This is a genomic window from Hydrogenibacillus schlegelii (assembly GCF_001653195.1).
Taxonomy (GTDB): domain Bacteria; phylum Bacillota; class Bacilli; order Thermicanales; family DSM-22653; genus Hydrogenibacillus; species Hydrogenibacillus schlegelii.
This window is the reverse complement of the sequence record NZ_JXBB01000024.1, coordinates 1-20292: the sequence shown is the minus strand read 5'-3', so window position 1 is coordinate 20292 and position 20292 is coordinate 1. Positions and strand designations below refer to the sequence as shown.

Sequence of the window (20292 nt, the reverse complement as noted above, 5' to 3'; positions counted from 1 at the left end):
ATTGGCAGTGGAAGAAGGAACAACAGAAATCCACTGAGCCGGCCATGCTGCACGTTGTGAATGCCTGAGTGACCTGTCCTTTCATTCGCCGAAGAGGGCAATTTACACATGATACTGGACTTGATCCCGCTCGAGCTGGCCCCCGAAATTCTCCATGTCTTGCATTACTCGGATTACGCCTATCTGCTGAAGGCGTCGTCGCTGAAGCCGACGGCCGAGACGTTGAAGACAAAAGGGACGTCTCTCGTGCCGCCTGGGGATGAACGGGAAAAACAGGGCGATGAAAAGCAGGAGTAAAATAACCGGACGGAGTGGCGCGGCATGAACCTCATTCTCCTATCCGGAACCGAAGACATCAAAAACATGATCAAGGCTCAGGCAGCTCAACGGTCGTGGACGATCGTTGAAAGTACCATGCTTCATGTGCTGAATGACGTTGAACGGGAGCGGCCGGAGGCCGTGATTTATGTCTGGGATCCGGAGCTGGGTCTGGAACCGCTGGCGTATCTCCGTCAGGAGCTGATCCAACCGATTTTGTTCATTACAGAGGAACGGCAGGCCTCCTTTATTCGCGATGCCTTTCGTCTGGGCGCGACGGACGTCCTGATCTTTCCGGAAGAAGCGGGGCAGTTTACAGATCGGACGGGCAAAGTCGTTGACCGTTGGGCAGAAAGGCAGGCGAAAGCCCGAAGGGAAGAAATCGCGCCGGAAGAAAAGCGCCGCCCGCACATTCTCTCCTTTTACAGCGGCTCGGGCGGAGCCGGCCGGTCGTTGCTGGCGGCGACCTTTGCTCAGACGATGCGCATCGAAACCGGCGCGGAAACGCTTCTGGTCGACTTGAACATCCAGTACGGCGCCGTCGAACAGTTTTTGGGGCTCGAGCAAAGCCGGCCGTTTACCGAGTTGAAGGCCGTCATTGATGAGTTAAGCGAGCTCCACATCAAAAGCGTCGTGACCCGCCTGGAAGATTCCGGACTGGAACTTTTCGGGAGCCCGAAAGATGATCAGCTCGTGTCCGATTGGACAGAAGCGGATATCCGTCAACTGTTGCGTGCTTTTCGGACATATTATTTGTTCATCGTCGTAGACTTGCCGGTGGAGATCGATGTGCTTTCGTATACCGCGTTGCAGTTGAGCGATGAGATCATCTACGTTCTCACGGCGGATCTTCCGGGGTTGAGGGCGTTTCGTCGCGCCCGTCTTTATCTCGAGAGTCTGGGAATCGATGTTGAGAGCAAAATGCGCGTTATCATCAACAAGCAAAACGCCACATCCCCGATCAAGGTCAGCCATCTTAAAAAAATGCTTTCCACTCCGATCGATGGGGTGGTGCGGGACGATCATCGCCGTGTGCATGCCCGGATTCTCCACGGCGTACCGATTCGTCGAGCGAATGAAAGACCGCGAAATGCCGTGGCGCGAGATGTTCGGCAATGGGTGGTCGATGCTGCCGAGCGGTTGGGACTTCGCCCCCACCGCAAGCTGGCGTTCGGCGCCCGCGGTAACCTCACCGAACGGTCTCCCGGCTGGAGATCAGGCTTGCTCGAACGCCTGGTGCCGGATGTCCTCCGTACCCGAATTGCCGCTCAGGCCAGAGAGCAAGAGGAACTGGCACGGCTGGAGAAAGCTCTGAATTCAAAAGAGTAGACACATAAGACAGCTCGACGAAAGGCAGGGCGCAAGGACCGATGAAAAAACGTTATCTTCCTCCGCAGCGACAAAAGACGCTGCAGCGTCGCTGGGAGGTTGGCCAACACTTCGACGCGGTGATGGCCCGCTATATCGATCATTATAAGAACCGGCTGATCTCGGAAACGGATTTGAATGCGCTATTGCAGTTGCCCGCGGATGAGCGCCGGCGCACCGTTGCCCGCTGGGTCGTCCAGTTCATGAGCGAAGAGCGGGTCGTCTTTTCGCGGGTGGAACAAGAGTTGTTGATTCAGCAGATCATCCATGAGACGGTCGGGTACGGCCCGCTGGAAACTTACTTGAATGACCCGGATGTTACCGAGGTGCTGGTGAACGGCAAAGACGAAATTTTTATCGAACGCCATGGAAAGCTGGAACAAGTGCCGCTGGCCTTTCGCGATGATGGGTACCTGCGCCATCTCATCGACCGCATCATCTCAGCGGTGGGACGGCGGATCGACGAAAGTTCCCCGATGGTCGACGCGCGCCTTCCGGACGGCAGCCGTGTGAATGCCGTCATTCCGCCGATCAGTCTGAGAGGTCCGCTTCTGTCCATCCGGAAGTTCCGCAAGGAACCTTACAGCATGGACGATCTTCGCCGGTTCGGGAGCTTTGATGAGCGGATCCAGTGGTTTCTTGCCGCGGCGGTGAATGTGCGCACCAACATCTTGATCTCCGGCGGGACGGGAAGCGGCAAGACGACGCTTCTCAACGCCATGGCCCAACACATTCCGCACAGCGAGCGCGTCATCACCATCGAAGACTCGGCGGAACTCAAGATTTACCGCCCCAACGTCGTCGGCCTCGAAGCCCGCCCGGCGAACGTCGAGGGCAAGGGTGAGATCCCCATTCGTCAGCTTGTGCGGAATGCCCTTCGTATGCGGCCGGACCGGATCATCGTCGGCGAGGTGCGGGGCGCCGAAGCGTTCGACATGCTGCAGGCGATGAACACCGGCCACGAAGGGTCGCTCACCACCGTCCATGCCAATTCGCCGCGGGATGCTTTAAACCGCGTGGAGGGGATGGTCATGATGGCCGGGCTCGATCTGAATCCGGCGATCATCCGCGAGTACATCGCTTCCGCCGTCGATCTCATCGTGCAAGTTGAGCGCTTGAGAGACGGCCAGCGAAAGGTCGTCGCCGTTGCCGAGCTGTTTGTCGACCCGGAGACGCAAAAGTTCACGGTGAAACCCATTTATGTCTATAAGCGATTGGGCATCGACGAGGAAGGGCGGGCGGTCGGTTATCATACGGCGACCGGTTATCGTCCGGCGGCGATCTTGGAGAAGTTTCAGATCTACGGCCTTCGACCGCCGGAAGACCTCCTGATCCCCCGGGAAGCGCCGGATGTGTCGGTGCAAGGTTTGCTCGAAACGGATCGCGAAAGAGAGACGACGCTCTGAAAGGCAAGCGGGCATGCAACGGACGGAAGGAGGTGTCGGTCGATGCCCTTTACGATGGAGACGGTCATCGTCGTTTTCCTGGCCGTTTTTGGCGGGGCCGTCAGCGTGGGTTCGCTGCTCCAGGAAACTCTGGACAGCCGCGAACTGCTCCGGCAGTTTCAGCGAGATCCCGGCTTTAAGGTTCGAGCCCGAGCGTCCCGGCTCAAACGGTGGATGGATCGCATCGACCAATGGGATTCGTCGCGGCAGATCGAACGGTGGCTGCGGGCGGCGGAGCTTCAGGTGAAGCCGGCGGAATTATACGCCTTTATCCTGACGGGAGCGCTTTTGCTTTCGATTTTCCTGAATCTCTTCTTTAACGTCAGTTATCCGGTGAACGTCCTTTTTGCCGTCATCTTGGCGGTGTCCACGCCGGCGGGACTCCTTTATCTTCGGCGGAACCGCCAACGCGAGCGGCTCACCGAGCAATTGCCGAGCGCCGCCAATCTGATCGCCAACGCGACGCGCGCCGGGATGAGCCTGTCGCAGGCCTTCGGCTTCGCCCTCTACGATATTCCTGAACCGACGCGTTCCGAGTTTGCCCGTGTTCACCGCGAACTGCAAGTGGGGGTGCCCTTTGAAGAGGCGATCGAGAGGCTGGTAAGGCGCGTCGGCACGGAAGACTATCGGATCTTTGCCGCCCAGATCTTGATCCAGAAGCAGGCGGGCGGGAACGTCAGCCAGTCGCTCGATGAACTTTCCAAAACGTTGCAAGATCGCGTCACCCTGAACGCCGAGATTCGCGCATTGACGGCAGAGCCGCGCATGACGGCGACGGTCATCTCGATTACGCCGATTTTCCTGCTTCTCCTCATGGGAATGCTGAACCCGGATCTTGTCGAGCCGCTTTACGGGCATCCGCTCGGCATCATCACCCTGATCGTGTTTCTCATCGCCGTGGCCGGTGCCTTCTGGATGATGCGCAAGCTGGTGGACTTTCGCGTTTGAGAGGGACGGAAAAGGTGAGAGGGACGGAAAAGGCGAAGCGACGGTACGGAAAGGAGGCGATGCTCGTGGGGTGGGTCGTGTTCGCCGCCTGGTTCATGTTTGCCTGGGCGTTGGTGGACCTGGATCGTATCGCCAGAGAGCGAAGAAAGCTTCGCCTTCGGGCGGGTATGCTCCTTTACGGGAGCGACGGCTTTGAATCGTTGCGCAAGAAAGAGCGTCCATCGCGGCTTCAGCGGTTGATGCGTTTGCTGCTTCGTACCGCACCGCGCTTCAGCGCATGGGGCAGCCGGATCGATTTTGCCAGCAGCGACGCCGACGTTCAGCGGCTCTTGCTCTACGCCGGACAGCCGCTCGGCATGACGGTGGAACAATTCCAGGGGCTCAAGATTTTGCTGGCGCTTCTTGGCTTTCTGAGCGGCCTAATGCTGATGATCATCGGCTTCCCGTTTGGGCCGCTGTGGCCCGTCCTTTTGCCCCTTGCCGGGTATGGGGGCAGCATCTACTGGTTGCGACGGAGCGCCGATGCGCGGCAGGACGAGATCACCCGTTCGCTCAGCGACTTTCTCGACATCATGAGCGTCACCCTCAAAGCCGGCCTCCCGCTCGATCGAGCGCTCGCCCTCGTGGCGCAAGGCATCGGCGGACCTTTACGGGAGGAATGGGAATTTTTTCTGCAACGTCTGGCGCTGGGCCATCCGCGAGAACAGGTCTGGGGGGCGCTCATCGCGCGCAACCGGAGCGCCGAGTTCCAGGCGCTCATCAAGGCGCTCATTCAGGGGCATCGTCTGGGCACCCCCGTCTCCGAGACGTTCGCCTTTCATGCTGAACAGATGCGCCGCATTCGCCGCGAGAAAGCCAAAGAAGCGGCCGCCAAGGCCGCCCCGAAGATCTCCTTTGTCACAACGTTGCTCATCGTGCCGGCGACAATGTTCCTTTTTGTCGTCCTGTTCGGCCTGAACATCGCCCGCACGCTCGGTCCTATTTTTAGCTCTCAGACGACGGCCGGCACACCTTGACGATTGCAGACTTGAAAGGGGGTGGGACATGAAAGAAAACCGACCGCTCATGCAAAGCGCCGGTCGCACCATGCTTTCGGTCGGGTCGCTCGTCGCAACGGTCGCGGGGCATAAGCGGCGGACCGACGTCCGCAATCAACACTTAACGAAGGAGGATCGGACATGCTTGAGAAAGTGAACCACGCGGCGCTCGCTTTCTACGCGAAAGCGCAGGCAAAAGCGTACAGCGCCGTCGAACGCCTCAAGGAGCGCGCCAAAGAAGACCGCGGTGCCGAAGCCATCGAGTGGATTGCGATGTTGCTGGTGATTGGGTTTGTTGTTACTGTGATTTTTCAATGGATGCAAGACAGCGGACAAGAAAAAACTAAAGGTTTTCTTGATAATGTCGTCGACGTTTTATCGCATATCGCTGGTTTTCTGCTAAAAAAAGGATAAAAATAAACTGGCCAAAGCTTATAGGGAGCAGAAGACATTTCTGCTCCCATCCTTACATAATCATATTTTGCAGGGAAACAATGCCGCTTGGACCGCATGTCTTTTAATAGCGGAAATCGATTAAGAAAACGGAGGACGATTAGCGATCATGTTGCATAGAATTCGAACCGATTCAGGCTACATGCGAAAAAAACGGCCATTGAGTATCGCGCTGGTCGGCGTGATTTTGGCTGTCCTGTTCAGCGGTTGCAGCATGCTGAAGCTTCAGGAACCAAAAGCGCCGCCTTCCGTATCACAAGGAACCGCATCGAACGAAAAAAAAGAAGCAAAGGACAATCGTACCGGCGAAGAAGCGGCGGGGAACAGGACAGTCGAGGGCGACCAAAGGGAAGCTGCCGGTAAGGAGGCGGGGAGCGAAGGAACACTCGAAAACGATCTAGAGGCGCGTTATCCCTGGTTGAACGAACTCCATCCGGTCGATCGGGAAGAGATCGAACGCATTTTGCGCGATCCGCTGTTTTATCCGGTGGAACCCAAACTACCCGATGCGAACTTGCCGGAGGTTTTGTGGGCGATACCGCCGGGGCCGTTTGATGGGCGGGTGCCGGACGAGGGAGAATTACAGCCGTTTTTGGCTCGTTTTCCCATTATGAAGCCGTATGATAGTAAGCCACTATGTTTTGACTGTATGGGAGCACTTGATTATAAAAGCAAATTAGATGATTATGGTACTCTTTACAGCGAAAATGCGTTGAATCGAGCAGCAGAGACGCTAAAACGATTGGGGGCCAGTGCGATCGTCGCGGAGGCGTGGCAGACGTTTCCGCGACCGGAGACGCTGTACGTCGATTTCGTGAAACCGGCGATGCCGGCGCTCCAGGACGATCCGGAATACGGAAAGATCCCCTACCGGGCGCAGGTCAATATCGAAGTGATCCTCGACGCGAGCGGAAGCATGAAGGAAACGATCGGAGGAAAGACGAAACTGGCGCTGGCCAAAGAAGCGGTGGAGACGCTGGTGCGGTCGCTGCCGAAGGAAGCGAACGTCGCGTTGCGGGCGTTTGGGCACCGGCCGCAGCCGACGAAAGAGGCATCGTGCCGATTCAGCGAGCTGTTGTATCCGTTTGGGAGCTATGCGGCAGACCGATTTGCGGCGGCGCTGGGAGAGATTGAAGCGGCAGGATGGACACCGCTTGCCTACAGCATCGAGCGGGCGGGGGAAGATTTTCGGCCGTATCAGGGGGAGGGGTATACGAACATCGTGGTCATCGTCTCCGACGGGGCGGAGACGTGCGGGGGCGATCCGCTGAAGGCGGCGGAAGCGCTCAAAGGAAGCGCGATTCAGCCGTTTTTTCACATCATCGGCTTTGATGTCGACGCCGAAGGGAAGAAGCAGCTTTCGGCGCTGGCGGAGCGGGTCGGCGGGATCTATCGCGATGCGCGCAATCTGGCGGAGATCCAGGCCGAGTTTGACCGGCTCACGCGCTGGAGCGAAGGGTGGGAGGCGTGGCGGAAGGAGGCGATGCGTGATTTGGGTAAGCAGCGGATGAAGATGATCGAACGATTGGATGAGATGGAGAAAGAATGGCATAGTGCAAGTGACCGATTAGAAATTATTGACTTTAAGATTTTAAATGCTTTAAGACATGAAGAAAAAATATCACTTTCAATTGAATCTTACCTAAGAGAAAAGGAGCTTTATCCAACAGATGGCATAATGGACTACTGGCGCACGCATTATCGTCCCCTGCTCCAACGCCAGATCGACCAAAACTTTATGACGCTCGAAGAAGAAATCGAACGGCTGACCCGGGAGCAGGCGACGAAACAGAGGCCTTAGAAAGCGGTAAGCCAGGGATCGTGAGGCGCGCATTGAAGAAAGGGGTGAGAGCATTGCCCGCATCTTGGCGCAAAACGGCGTTACTGATCATCATCAGCATGATGGCCGGGGCGAGCCTTACCTTGCTCGTGCGCGGCGAAGCATTTCCCGTGGCGACTTCTTCGCCGGTCGGCGACCGCGCTGTACCGGCCGATCCGGCGGCGCAGGAAGCGGCACCGGGCGATGACCGTGCCGACCGGGAACCCGATCACGGTCTGATTCAATCGTTTTTGTATCCCCATGATTGGAAGACGCTCATCGCTTACAGCCGCGAGATCCCTACAGTGCTTCAGCGAGCCGACGTTCGGCGATTCGATGATCCGGAGAGGCAGCTGGCGCATCTCGTTGCCCGGCACGTCGGGCCGTACCCCTCACCGGATGATGTCGATTTTGCTTTTCTTCCGGTGCCGGAAGACACGTTTTTCGATCCCCGTTATAGAAAAGCGCTTTTCAAGGCGAACGTGAACATGGAAATATTGCTGGACGCCAGCGGAAGCATGAACGAAGATTTTGCGCCAGGTGGCGGAAAAAGTAAATGGACGATCGCTTTGCAGGAACTGGAGACGTTTCTGACCAGACTACCGCCCAACGTCAACGTCGCCTTGCGCGTCTTCGGGCATCATACCGGACCGGAGGCGGAAGGCTGCCTGAGCAGCGAACTTCTGCTTTCTTTTGCGCCCAAGAACGCTGGTGCGATCATGCAGGCGGCAGCTCGAGTCGTTCCGGCCGGCTTTACGCCTCTGGCCTATGCCCTGAATCAGGCTGAGGGCGATTTTGCCGGCAAAGATGCCGCCGATCACGCCAACTTCGTCTTCGTTCTGACCGACGGGATGGAGACGTGCGGCGGCGATCCGGTCGCGGAGGCGCAAGCGCTCAAGGCTTCCCGGGTCGAACCGCTCATTCACATCATCGGTCTCGGCGTCAATGCCACCGAGGATGCGGCTTTAAGATCGCTTGCCCAGTCCGTCGACGCCATCTATGCGCGGGTCGAGAACTTGACGCAGCTTCAGGAACAGATGGACGAGATCATGCAGTGGGCCAAAATGTGGGACGCATGGAGGGATAAAGCCAAGCACGATCTCTGGATGGAACGATTGACCAGTTCGATCGTCGTTTCCCAATTCACGATCGCCTGGGACAAAGCAGAAGAACAAGAAGTGGAGGGAGTCAACGGCGAGCTCAAGCGGCTTTTGGAGGCGGGAGAACTCGATCGCACGGCGTACGACACCATGCTTTCTTTTCTGGAGCGTCGTGTAAAGCGTGTGCGCGCGCTGCGTGACGAAGCGCGCGCAGCGCTGGATGCGCGGCGGCTGGCCATTTATGACCGCTTGACGAAGCTTTCCGAGACGAAAGAAGCGATGATCGAACCGGGACTCGGCGGCGATCTTTTTTCCCCGGGCCGGCTCCGAAACGGTGACGAAACGCCGGTGCACGGCAGTCCATGAGACCGACGATGAACGGAGCAATGGCGATAAGAGCGTATACCTGTTCGAGGAGGGATGAAGATGCGTTTGCTTAAGCGGTTAAAAGCAGCGCCCCAACGTTTTCAAGGCCTCAAAGATGATCGTGGCGTGGAGACGATCGAATTCTTGATGATGCTGCCCTTTTATGTGATCTTATTCTTTATCTTTCTTCAGGTGATTACACTGGGATTGCAATTTTTTGTCTCTCAGCACGCAGTCAATGAAGCGGCCAAAGTTTACGCCGTGACCGGCGATCTCAATCAGGCCAGAGAGATGGCGGCACGCATCGTCGGCACGGGATATCCTGATGAAGACGAACATCGTCGATCACTCATGCGGATGGAAAGTCTGAACATCAGCGGGGACGATTCGTTCACCGTCACCATGCGGGTGCGTTACTGGCTCGGCCTGATGCGCTTTCTCATTCACGACAATGATCGATTGACGTATACCGTCGACCACCGAGCAGAAGGGAAGGCGTTGCTTCCTTAACTCGGTCACGTGCAAACGAAGACAACATATGCGCCGCCGCAGTCGTCGACGACGAGAAGGAGGGAACGCGCGTGAATCTCGTCCGCCTGATCCGCAGAAGGACGCGCAAACGAAGAAAAAGACAAGGGAGAGAGGAGCATCGGCCGCCTGTCGCTTTTTTTCAGGAGCTACAAGGGTTGCTTCGATCAGACAGCGGACATGGGACGTACACGTTTTTGGCCGCATGGGTCGTTCTTTTCCCCGTCGCCTTTTTGTTTTTGCTCAACGTCTCTCAGGCCTTCCTCGTCAAGGAAGTCTCCAATCGTGCGGCCGACCAAGCCGCGCTGGCCGCCGCCAATACACTCTACAACTCGGTATGGGAAAAAACGCGCGGCGCTTACGTTCACTGTCTGAGCCGCGATCCCGATACAGGAGAATGCATAGAATGGCAAACATATGAGGAGAGGATTGGCAGAGCACATTTTTATGCTCAAAAAGAGCGCATCGACCGTACACTGCCCTTGTATTACGCCGGGGCGGGCGATGTCGAAGAAGCGTGTCGCGAGGTTCCGTCCCGTTGCTTTCGAACTTTGGCCGATGAAGGTTGGGCCGAAGGTCGGCAAACGATGAAAGACGTTGCGTCGAACATCGCCCAAAAAAACGGCGCTCGCCTGATCGACGGCCCCCGATTAGAAGTGATCAGGGGAGATCCTTCTCCGCGAGTTGTCTTGATCACGACGAAAGAGTACCGCGGACTTCGGCTGGGAGTGATCACCTTCGGAGAAGAGCAAGCCATCGATCGGCCCGGCATCAGCTATCCGATTCCGATCGCCGATCCGCTCGGGCGATGAACAACATAACGCACCATTTATTAATCACATTGATTTACCGGGAGGGACAGAACCATAATGAACTTCAAACGCGGTCTCATACCGTATGTTTTTTCATCTTAAAGAGAGATCGACCGGACATACGAAGCCCGGAACAAAACGTCTCAACCCTGATAAAGAAAGGAGTATTCTCATGATCGATCGATCCGAGCTGAAGCGGATCACCGCCCTAACACTGCTCGTGCTCGCGCTGTGGGGGCTTTCCGGCTGCGCATCGGTCGACCTTCAGATCGATATGCGCAAGTTTCCAAACGTCGAATTGGTCAGCCAGGCTTTTGTCAATGAAGCATTGATTCAATCGAATCGCAACCAATGGGAAAAGTTCGTCGCGGAACAGAAAGCGAATTGCGAAAAAGAGCCGGGATGTCGCTTCAACCTCATTGAGTCGTCCGGAAAACAAGGCATCGAACTTCGGAGATCCGCTCGCATCGAGGATTTGACGAAAAGCGAGAACGTCATGATCGAGCACCGTAAAGAAAACGGCAAAGAATCGTTTCGTCTTCAGCTGAATTTCGACCATAACATAGAGGGTGGAGCCTTCTTATCGATGATCGACGGGCGGATTTCCGTCTTGCTGCCTCAGAATGCCGAAGACGTAGAGACGAACGGGACCTATTCTACGGAGGATAAGCGCATCACCTGGCCGATCAATTGGATGGATTCGCAGACGATGACGTTTTCGTTCCGACTGCCGAATGCCGGGCTCGGAGGGATCTTTCATCCGGTGGTGATCGGGCTGTTCGTCCTGGCGCTTCTTCTGTTGGGGGTCGCGCTTTTCGTCACGCGGCGGCGGGCCCGAACGCAGTCGCCGACTCCCCCCGCTTCGTCCGTCGTTCCGGACGATCGGTCTTAGCGGAGGGCCTCGTAAAAACCGTCTACAGGGAGGTCGAAGACGATCAAACTGGCTTCGCTCATTTTGGGACTCATCGGCGGCGTCATCGGCTTTATGACGGGCGGGTTTTTGATGTTGGCCGCTTTGGGGTCGGAATCCGGCGGGGGAGCGATCTGAGCGATCGGGCTCATGTTCATTTCCGTCTTTGGGATCGTCGGCGCCGCGCTGGCCCTGAAAAATCCGGCAGCTTCCGGGATCCTGCAGCTCATCTCGGCGGTGCTGGGGTTGTTCGTCGGGTTTTTTGTGGCCTATTTCATGGCCTTCCCGTTTCTTCTGATCGGCGGGATCCTGGCGCTTGCCGATCCTCGCAAGGAACACTAACTGGGCCGGAAAGGAGATCGAACAAACGCGATGCAAACCATCGTCCATCGCACGGAAAAGGCGTCATTTTGGGAACGGCTGGGTGCTTATCTGATCGATGGCGTGTTGTTGGCCGTGGTGTTTTTGCTGGTGTGGCTCGTCTTTTGGGTGCTCACGATGCCGATGTACGTGAGCGAAGCGTATACGCCTCGGGCCGGCGTCGGAAGTTTCCCGATGCGCTTTCTTGCCGGGTTTATCGCGTTCGTCTATCGTTTGTCGACCGAATGGACCATGGACGGTCAGACGCTCGGGAAAAAAGTGTTGGGGATCCGCGTCGTCAAAGCCGACGGCTCGCCGGCCGACGGGCAAACATTGGTTGTCCGAGAGCTGATGTTCGTCGCGTTGTTGGCGATCCCCATGGTGTCGTTACTGGTTTACATCGCCAATATTGTTCTCGTCGCCGGTACGGAAAAAAGACAAGCGCTTCATGACCTCATCGCCAAGACGGTGGTCGCCAAAGCTTAGCCGGCCAAAGAAAGCGGGAAGGTTGAAGAAGGAGCGTGTGAGAATGGGGCATCGGTTCAGAGGTCCGATATTTTCGGCGTTCGCTTTTTGGTGGGCGATCGTCGTGATGCTTTCCGGTTGTTCGCTGACGTCACAGCTTTGGCGGCCCGGTCCGGAACATCAAGCCCAGAAAGACGGATGGGCTGACGCCGGCACGATCGAAGTGCCGGCCGATTCGGCGCCGGATGCTGATGCGACCGGCAAAGCCGGCGACGCTCCCTCCGCGCTTGACGGGCCCGGCGGCGAAGGGCAAGACATAGGGATCACGGCAGACGACTTGGATCGTGCGTTAAACGCGTTGTTCGGCGGGATGTTGGGGGCGCTGCTCGAAAACGATGCGGCAAAACCGTCCCCTCCGTCTTCGTCTCCGGATCATCCCGGGCGGGAGGCCGGGGTGAATGCCCGCGGGCTTTTTTGGGAGGCGAAACGAGGGGAAGCGCAAGTATACCTTCTCGGCTCCGTGCACGTCGGCTTTCCGGAACTGTATCCGCTTCGCCCGGAAATTGAAGATGCCTTTCGCGAGACACCGCGTCTTGCGGTCGAAGCGGACGTCACGTCAGGCACGGCGCAGATGACGGCCGCGCTGCGGATGTTTGGCGGATGGTATACGGACGGCCGGACGTACAAAGATGAATTGCCGGCGGATGTCGTCCAGCTGATCGAACAAAAAAAGAAAGAAAACCCCCTGCTCCAGATGACCGTTCAGGATACGATGAAGCCGTGGATGGTGCTCTATATGATCATCGGGACCAATTACCGGGACATCGGGTTTGATCCGGAGTACGGTATTGACGTTTACTTTTTGAAGAAGGCCAAAGAAGCCGGGAAAACCATTCTGGAACTGGAAGGCGTCGATGCCCAGCTTTCCATTTTTGAGCGCTTTGATCGGGAGACCGTCGCCTTCTTGCTGCGGGAAGAACTCTCCAAAACGCCCCAGGAAGTGAAGCAAAGCTTAAACACGATTTTTGATTACTGGACAAAAGGCGATGCGCGCGCCCTGGGGGCAATGATCGATCGAGACAATGCACCGCCGGAAAAAAAGCGCTATGTAGAAGCGATGTATGACCAGCGCAACCGTCGGATGGCGGAGCGCATCGATGCGCTGTCCAAAGAAGAAAAGACGCCGCTTTTCGTCATCGTCGGCGCCGCTCACCTTGTCGGGCAGAACAATGTCCTGGATGACTTAAAAGCGAAAGGGTTCACCGTCACACAAAAATGATGGGCGGTGCCGAAGCCATCGAGTGGATTGCGATCGGTTCTGGCGACCGGCCCATCGGAGCTTATTGTAACATACCGTCAGCCCACAAAACAACGGTCCTGCGTCCGGCTCCGTATTCTTGCGAAAGAGGGGGGATCTCGATTGTCGAATTTTCGTCCGATGATGACCGCCGGCAACATCGTCAAAGCCGGACTGTTGCTTCTGCTCGGAAGCGTCGGGGTGGCCGTGATCGTGGCGCCGATTGCGATCGGGATCAGCGTGATCGGCGGGAGTGCCGCCCATGGTCTTCTGAATGCGTGGGAAGAACTTCAAAACCTTGCCCAAACGGGGATCGATCCGACGGCGCCGGGGGTTTCTCCGGAAGCGTTGTCCGGCGCGCTGGTCACGCCAGACGCCGGAACGGCGCTGGCGGTCGGCCTGGCGTTCACGGTTGCCGGTTTCGTGTTCTGGCTCACGTTGCATTGGGGAAGCAGTGTCGGCGCCGCCTTCGTCCGGTCAGACCGTGAAGGGGGGGTGCTGCAGAAGACATGGAAGCTGTTCACGCAAAAATTTTTTTCCTCATTGGGATTGAATGTGCTGTCGGGGCTGTTGTTCTTCGTGCTGAACCTCGGGATGGTCATTTTAATCGCTGCGGGGAGCGCTCCGTTTTTCTTGAGCGGTATGACGAAAGCCGAATCGCTGACCTCCGCCTTTTATCTGTTCCTGTTCGGCTCGCTCGTCGGATTTCTGTATTTCTGGTTCGGTCTGGTGGCCAATCTGTATCTTTACGCCCGCGACGCCGGCGTCGGCGCCGCGCTCGCCGGCGGTTTTCGATTTCTCCGTCACCGTTTTGACGCGGTCGCTCTGATGGCCGCAGAAAATGTTTTGATCGCCGGTGTCTGGTGGCTCCTCCTGGGGCTTTTGATCGCCGTGCTCGCCTTCCTGCTGCCGGCGGGGTCCATGGTGGACGTGGCGCTTATCGTGCTTACCGCGCCTTTTTTGGGCGCAGCCCAAATTCTGAACGTCTATCGCTTGTTCGTCCGGGCAGCCGAGGCCCCGGCGACCGGCGCCGTCCGGCCGGTCGAATCTCAAGCGGCGCCGCCCCCGGCGCCGTCGGCGCACGATCGGGAGGCGGCCGCCTCGACGATCGCCGCGACCGTCCACTCCCCTGACGTTCAGGCGAAGGCGCCTCCGTCCCCGCCCGAAGCGGCACCGGCGATGGAAGGGCCCACCTTGAACCGGGACGCGCCGGAGATGCCGGTTGCGGCCGAGCCGGACGTGGTCGCCTGCCCGCACTGCGGTCAGCGGGTGCGGCGTCGAAAGTTTTGTACCCACTGTGGCAAACCGCTGGCGCCGTAACGCTTGGAAGAAATACCATCAATTCAGATAAGAGGTGAAAATGATGCGCTGTCCGCAATGCGGTTTTGAAAACGAACCGGATGCGCGTTTTTGTGCCGAGTGCGGTGCGCCGCTTCCGGCGCCGGAGCCCCCGGCCCCCGATGCGCTTCAAGCGGCCGAATCCGTCAAAGACCGGTCGCCGTCTGCAGTCGAGGCGGCGTCCGACCTCCGCGGGGAAACGGCGCCCGACCGCCGGACGAAAGAGCCGCCGGCGGCCGCCGCCGGTCCGACGCCCGGTGCGCCGCCGGGCATCGACGCGCCGGCGGGCGAAAAAACGGGCCCCGGCCCGTCGGGAGGAGACGGCGGCCCGGCCCCGTCGACCGGTTCCCCGGCGCGTTCGCTTCAGGAGATGGCCGCTCCGCTTTTTCGATTTTTGCAGGGGTATTCCGCCGCGCTGGCCCAGGCGCTCCGGCGTCCGGATCTTTCGGACGGACGCGAAGCGCCCGCCGCTTTCAACTGGGCGTACGGGCTGGTGAATATGGCGCTCTTTGCCCTGGGACTCTCGTTGGGCGTCTATGCTTCCGTTCAGTCGGTCCTGGGCCATCTTCAGGGACCGGGCGGTTCGCTGCGCGAGTCTATCGTCGCTTTCGTGCTGGAGTTGGCCGGCGGGGGCAAGTCGCTGTTTGTCGCTTACTGGCTCCAGCCGTTCATCTTGATCGCGCTGTATCTTGTGTTCATCTATGTGATCGTTTATCTCGTCTTTTACGCCGGCGGTCGACCGTATAGCTTCACGGCGCTTCTTCGGGAACTGGGGGCGCCGCTTGCCTGGCCGATCGTGTTCGCCTGGAGCGCATTCGTGCTCGCTTGGATCAGCCTGCCGCTCTTTTTGCTCGTGGCGGGGCTTTCGCTCTTTATGGCCGGAGGGCTCTGGTACCGGTCGGCCTGGCATGTACAGAAAGAGGGGAGCGGACGACCGGGCGCGCGGACGATCCTTCTCATCTTGAGCGGCTTTTCGCTTCTGTACGTGCTGATCCTCACCTGGGCCGTCGGGGAGATCCGGGCGCTTTGGCTTCTGTACCTCATCGGAATATAAGTCACGTGTCGAGTTTTTGTAACGCCTTTTCGGGCAAGTCCTATGTTGATTTTTGGGGACGGGATGCGATGACTTTGCGATGGCTTTGGGATCGGTTTGAGGAGGCATGCCATGCCATCCTCGGACGATTTCCTTGGATCCGCAACGTTTATGCCGTATTTGCTTGGTTTTCGTTCGTCGTTTTTCTTTTGAGCCTTTTGTTCTTGAAGGATGCGCGGACGATTTTTGTTCAGTATCTCTGGTCGTTGTATGTCCTGATACAGTTTTGGCTGATCGGTCGGAGCAAGACGATCACCTGGCGGACGTATACGGCCTTCTTCCTGGCGGGCGGGTGGGTGATCGCCCCGCTCGTTCGCTGGGTCGTATCGGCGCTTAACCGGGTTTTCGGCCTGATCCCTTCGGATGTGGGCAGCATGGCCGTCCTCACGCCCATCGTGGAGGAAATCTTTAAGCTCCTTCCCTTGATCGTCTTTCTCCTCGTCGCGAGGCGGTCTTCTTCCTTGAGCCTGAGCGACTATGTACTCATCGGCGCGGCGACCGGGGCGGGCTTTCAGTGGGCGGAAGAAACCGTACGGCGTCTGGTGTCGACCGGCTGGTTTGGGTATGGAGAGACGCTGTTCGGGAAGTTCATCCACTGGGAGTTCTGGACGCTGTTTCCGGGGAAATTTTACGAGAGCTCCCGCCCGGACCTCATGACGCCCAGCCACGCGGTGGAGACGGCGCTTGTTGCCCTGGGAATCGGAATCGCTCTGCGTCTGCGCTGGAAGAAGCCGCGGGAAGTGGGGGCGTATGCCTACTTGTTTCCCGCGGCTCTTCTCTTTCTCGCCATTCTCGATCATGCGGCATGGAACGGGCAGGACGATTTTCCGCGTTGGGTTTTGAACCTTCACGCTTTCTTCGGTGCCGGATTTCAGGCGATTCCTCTTTTGCTTGTGCTGTGGATTGTCGCCATCGTCTACGACTACTGGGATCTCAACCGCGTGCGGGAGGAACTGCCGCGTCTTCCTTCGGAGCATTGGTTAAACCCGTTGACTGAGGCGTACGAGACGTTCCGGGTGTTTTTCACAAAGCGAGAAGATGTTTTTCTCCTTCTCGTCTTTTACCGAGAACGTCGGCAACTCGGTTTTACGTGGTTGTACGGCGATGAAGACGCCCGAGAACGCGGAGAAGCGCTAGACGGTCGCCTCCATCAATGGTTGATGTGGCTTTCGACGGCCGCCGTCTTTCTCATTTTCACGTGGGCGGCCTGGAACTGGCTGCTCACCTGGCCGGACGCCGACGGCTCGTGCTTCACCTGTCTTTTCGACGGATTTACGCGCTGGTGGGGCGGCCTTCCGTGGTATGAAAAAGCCGGACTTCTCTTCGGGATTTTTGCGCTCTCATTTCCGCTGCTCGGGTTCTGGTCGGCGGTCGGGCTGGCGCTCACCGTCTACGATGTCGCGGAGACGGCAGACGATCTCGCTGAGCTCTGGCGTGATCCCCGGAAACTCCAGTCCCCGGAAGTTGTTCTGGGAACGGCTCTGACGCTTGGGATGATGGTTTTACCCGGAGGTCCGGGGAAGAAACCGCTGGCATCGCTCGCCTTTCGAAGGTTCGAGCGGCACATGCCGCTGCCCGGGAGTATCGGGGTAGATAAGACGCAAAAGTTATTTAGAGAAGTGACTATAGCAGGGCGAAAAGAGTTTGAAATGAAATATGGTCGAAAAGGTACCGGGATTTACGGTATCCCCGACGACCTCGTGGTCCGTAACGGGAAGATCGAAGCCGTCGTCGAAGCCAAGATGTGGTCGAGGGAGGATTGGTACAAACTAGCGTCCTATCCTCCGGAAGACATTGTATACAAAGGTTTTCCCAAAAAAATTGGAGAACAGGAACGCCGATTTTGGATCCAGTTTGAGAAACACAGAGAATCTATTGATTATCTTCAAAGCAACCTCGACAAATTTCCGGAAGCCCGCCGGTTGGGGATCGAGATTCCGGTTCCGATCGATGAAATCCGCTGGGTGCTGAAGGTTTCCGATTCCGCCCCCGACGAAGCGCTAGAGATCATCCGGCGGGCGTATGAAGCCCACGGTTTTCCGGTTGAGATCTACAAGGTGCCGTGGGGAAAAGGAAAGTGATATCATGTGGCTGAGAAAAAGCCGAGGAGGGAAGAAGGATGAGCTCCGGACGCGATTACCGGGAACTTATGTTCACCTTTTGGGGATCCTACCTGGAAGAACCGTACAAAGAGGTTGGGATCGAGATCGCCAAGACGCTTATGAAGCACTGGGGGGCGGTGAAGTTACTCAGCAGAAGCAGGGTGCCCAACCTAGTATCTGCCAAGACGGAAGAGGAAAGAAACTATATCGAAAACATTGAGACACCGGAAGCGCTGGAGGAGATCATAAGGAACCACCGGCTGTTTAAGAATTCCTCGATGTTTGTCGCCGGCTATTTCAATTCCGCGGTGACCGACGACAAGCACTGGGTCGATCTGGTCGTCAGTTTTGAATATATGCACATGATCGAGTACGACCGTTTGAAGTTTTACCGGACGAAGGATCCGGAGCTGAATGCGGCCCGGACGGCGGCGCTGTTGGAAGTTCTCAAGGACATCGCGCGCCTACCGGCGGTGCGGGAGCTGTGGATGGGGGATAGGTGGAACGGGTTTTTGGGCGAACCGGCGTTTTTGTACCGTCCGCGGAAGCTCTACGATCGGGTGCAGGATGGCAGCGAAACGCTCAAGACGAAGGAAGAGGTGTTGAGCCTGGTAAAGCGATTCGAGGAGCACGTCCCGCGGGAGTGGGTGTTGGGCTATCTGCGCCGGCGGTTGGGAGAGGATGCGGTGGAGGAGCTGGACGCGAAGAAGATCGTGGTGAAGTTTTACGACGGGACGATCACGAAAGAGAAAGTGAGGGGCTGGCATTTCATCCAGGCATTCACCAAAGATGTCGATGCCTACCTCGCCGAACGCGGATTGAAACTGATGTAGGATATTTGTATTTGTCAACTCAAAAACCTGCCATTCGCTCATTGGAACCGCGCCCCATAAATTAGACAATTTTATCGGTATTCCTATATGATGAAGACCTGGCTTGTTCTAAGGGCTTCTTTAAGCGTTTCTTGGGGCGGTTTGTACCGCAGGATTGAATCTGCCGGTGCTCGTGATAGGTCCGGATTCGTTCGGCCAAAAGCGCATCGAGGGCTTCGCACGCGCTTTGCTTCAAGAGAAGCTCTTGATGCTCTGCTTTGAGACGCAAGAAGAAGGATTCGACGATGGAATTCTCCTTCGGACCGCAAAGGCTGTACGACCGTCGCTGTCCTTCTTGAAGCAGGAGATAACCGACCCACGCGTGGCTCAAGAAGGTGCCGCCCGGATCGTGATGGAGGGTGGCTTTCGGGCGCTCTCTTTTGGATCAGAATGAACGCTTTGGCCCGTTCCCTAGCCTGAAGCGCCGTCTGAACATCCGGAGAACCGGATAGAAAGAGATGGCGCGGATTCAAGAATTCGCCGAGATCGATGGTCCAGAATCGGCAAAAGCCAAACTTTCCCGCCGCCATCGACGAGTTGGGCGAAATCGGCGGTGAGCCCCTCGAAGGTGTCCGGTTCCCGTGTGAAGAAGACGACGGCCCCGCTTTCCGTTGAGGATCATTCCCCGACGCCGAAGTTCGGCGTCGAGGCGGTGATCGCCGGACTCCGGATGTTCCCGAAGCATGGTTTCGATCTCAGCTTTGAGCGCTTCGTCCGCCAGAGTCCGTCTCCTTTCGGCTTTTTTCGCTTTTGCCGGACATACCGGGTTGACCGTGGAAATCAATCGTCCTGGGAGAATCGGCAGGGAGCCCTGGGAGGCCTTTACTAGGACTTTAGCCATATACAAGCCGAATGTTAAGCTTTTGTAAAAAAGGGCTTATTCATCGTGATCGTTATTGACAACCGATTTTCTTTTATTCATAATAGTCTTGGGCGGGAGCCTATGCAAGAATTGGATTTCCGATTCTTGCAAGAGCCCGGCGCCCGGCCGCCGTCAAAGCCGTGGATTTTCTCGGGAAAGGAGGTGCAGCGAATGATCAGACAAGTCCGGTCTTATCTGGACAGGGCGGCAACCCGCCTCTATGCGGACGTCTATCTTCTTCCGGCGCGGGTCAAAGCGCGCGTCGGTTCCGTGCTCCGCAACGATCGGGGTGGCGTGTCGCTCGAATGGGTCGCGCTCGGCTTTCTCGTGCTGGCGGTTTTATTTGCGGTCGCTACGGCATTTAATAACGATGCGAAAGGGATAGGGAGTGGTTTAGCAGAATCTGTGAAAAATGCTTTATCAAATTTGTTTACGTCTGTCGGTAATCAAGCTGAAAATCTTAATAAAGGTGGTACCGGGGGAGGAGGTTAATTACTGCTCCCACGCTGTGCGGATCGCCTCCTCAGAGATCGCTTCAGAGACGTCGCTCGCATCAGGCGGGAGGCGATCCTCCACATATTTTTTCGGACGTCGTCATTCTTTTCATTCTTTTAACGGAGCGATTCGATGGGTGAACCGAACCTGATTCATGTGGTCGTTGACGATCCCGCCGATCAAGTCCAGTATCATGTGTAAATTGCCCTCTTCGGCGAATGAAAGGACAGGTCACTCAGGCATTCACAACGTGCAGCATGGCCGGCTCAGTGGATTTCTGTTGTTCCTTCTTCCACTGCCAATA

The 20292-nt window shown here is 57.1% G+C and carries 20 protein-coding genes; all 20 read left to right on the top strand.

The features are described from left to right. The first annotated feature begins 108 nt into the window (after positions 1-108). The 20 genes from SA87_RS07980 to SA87_RS13195 all read left to right on the top strand — a co-directional run bounded on the left by SA87_RS07980 (position 109) and on the right by SA87_RS13195 (position 19985). On the top strand, positions 109-297 hold the full coding sequence (locus SA87_RS07980) for a hypothetical protein (RefSeq protein ID WP_066201778.1): 189 nt from the start codon (positions 109-111) through the stop codon (positions 295-297). A gap of 24 nt (positions 298-321) precedes the next feature. Beyond that, positions 322-1647: a CpaE/TadZ family protein gene (locus SA87_RS07975; RefSeq protein ID WP_066201776.1), complete on the top strand. Its 1326-nt coding sequence runs from the start codon at positions 322-324 to the stop codon at positions 1645-1647. 41 nt (positions 1648-1688) lie between these two features. After that, positions 1689-3092, top strand: coding sequence for a TadA family conjugal transfer-associated ATPase (locus SA87_RS07970; RefSeq protein WP_066201773.1), 1404 nt, complete (start codon positions 1689-1691; stop codon positions 3090-3092). Between the two features lie 42 nt (positions 3093-3134). Then, positions 3135-4079: a type II secretion system F family protein gene (locus SA87_RS07965; RefSeq protein WP_066201771.1), complete on the top strand. Its 945-nt coding sequence runs from the start codon at positions 3135-3137 to the stop codon at positions 4077-4079. A 14-nt stretch (positions 4080-4093) separates the two neighbouring features. Continuing rightward, positions 4094-5095: a type II secretion system F family protein gene (locus SA87_RS07960; protein ID WP_082910510.1), complete on the top strand. Its 1002-nt coding sequence runs from the start codon at positions 4094-4096 to the stop codon at positions 5093-5095. 162 nt (positions 5096-5257) lie between these two features. Next, positions 5258-5530, top strand: a complete 273-nt coding sequence (locus SA87_RS07955; RefSeq protein ID WP_066201768.1) for a hypothetical protein — start codon at positions 5258-5260, stop codon at positions 5528-5530. A gap of 181 nt (positions 5531-5711) precedes the next feature. Then, positions 5712-7370: a vWA domain-containing protein gene (locus SA87_RS12695; protein ID WP_169793344.1), complete on the top strand. Its 1659-nt coding sequence runs from the start codon at positions 5712-5714 to the stop codon at positions 7368-7370. Positions 7371-7423: 53 nt separating this feature from the next. Then, positions 7424-8854, top strand: a complete 1431-nt coding sequence (locus tag SA87_RS07945) for a VWA domain-containing protein (RefSeq protein ID WP_066201763.1) — start codon at positions 7424-7426, stop codon at positions 8852-8854. A gap of 60 nt (positions 8855-8914) precedes the next feature. Then, a complete protein-coding gene (locus SA87_RS07940) occupies positions 8915-9364 on the top strand; it encodes a TadE/TadG family type IV pilus assembly protein (protein WP_066442085.1) in 450 nt (149 codons plus the stop codon). 71 nt (positions 9365-9435) lie between these two features. Further along, positions 9436-10194, top strand: a complete 759-nt coding sequence (locus SA87_RS13200) for a pilus assembly protein TadG-related protein (protein WP_169793345.1) — start codon at positions 9436-9438, stop codon at positions 10192-10194. A gap of 172 nt (positions 10195-10366) precedes the next feature. Further along, positions 10367-11086, top strand: a complete 720-nt coding sequence (locus SA87_RS07930; protein ID WP_066201754.1) for a hypothetical protein — start codon at positions 10367-10369, stop codon at positions 11084-11086. Between the two features lie 168 nt (positions 11087-11254). Beyond that, positions 11255-11446 (top strand): hypothetical protein, encoded by a 192-nt coding sequence (locus SA87_RS07925; protein ID WP_066201752.1) that lies wholly within the window; start codon positions 11255-11257, stop codon positions 11444-11446. Between the two features lie 30 nt (positions 11447-11476). Next, on the top strand, positions 11477-11950 hold the full coding sequence (locus tag SA87_RS07920; protein ID WP_066201749.1) for an RDD family protein: 474 nt from the start codon (positions 11477-11479) through the stop codon (positions 11948-11950). Further along, positions 11874-13208, top strand: coding sequence for a TraB/GumN family protein (locus SA87_RS07915; protein WP_156516510.1), 1335 nt, complete (start codon positions 11874-11876; stop codon positions 13206-13208). The genes SA87_RS07920 and SA87_RS07915 overlap by 77 nt, the downstream gene beginning before the upstream one ends. Before the next feature lie 162 nt (positions 13209-13370). Continuing rightward, positions 13371-14546, top strand: coding sequence for a zinc ribbon domain-containing protein (locus SA87_RS07910; RefSeq protein WP_169816937.1), 1176 nt, complete (start codon positions 13371-13373; stop codon positions 14544-14546). A 43-nt stretch (positions 14547-14589) separates the two neighbouring features. Then, positions 14590-15618, top strand: coding sequence for a zinc ribbon domain-containing protein (locus tag SA87_RS14035; protein ID WP_169793347.1), 1029 nt, complete (start codon positions 14590-14592; stop codon positions 15616-15618). Positions 15619-15686: 68 nt separating this feature from the next. Continuing rightward, on the top strand, positions 15687-17738 hold the full coding sequence (locus tag SA87_RS07900) for a PrsW family glutamic-type intramembrane protease (protein WP_082718461.1): 2052 nt from the start codon (positions 15687-15689) through the stop codon (positions 17736-17738). Between the two features lie 38 nt (positions 17739-17776). Further along, positions 17777-18592, top strand: a complete 816-nt coding sequence (locus SA87_RS07895; RefSeq protein WP_066442087.1) for a hypothetical protein — start codon at positions 17777-17779, stop codon at positions 18590-18592. Positions 18593-18746: 154 nt separating this feature from the next. After that, positions 18747-19025, top strand: a complete 279-nt coding sequence (locus SA87_RS07890) for a hypothetical protein (protein ID WP_169816935.1) — start codon at positions 18747-18749, stop codon at positions 19023-19025. 630 nt (positions 19026-19655) lie between these two features. Then, on the top strand, positions 19656-19985 hold the full coding sequence (locus SA87_RS13195; protein WP_415579272.1) for a hypothetical protein: 330 nt from the start codon (positions 19656-19658) through the stop codon (positions 19983-19985). Positions 19986-20292 lie beyond the last annotated feature (307 nt).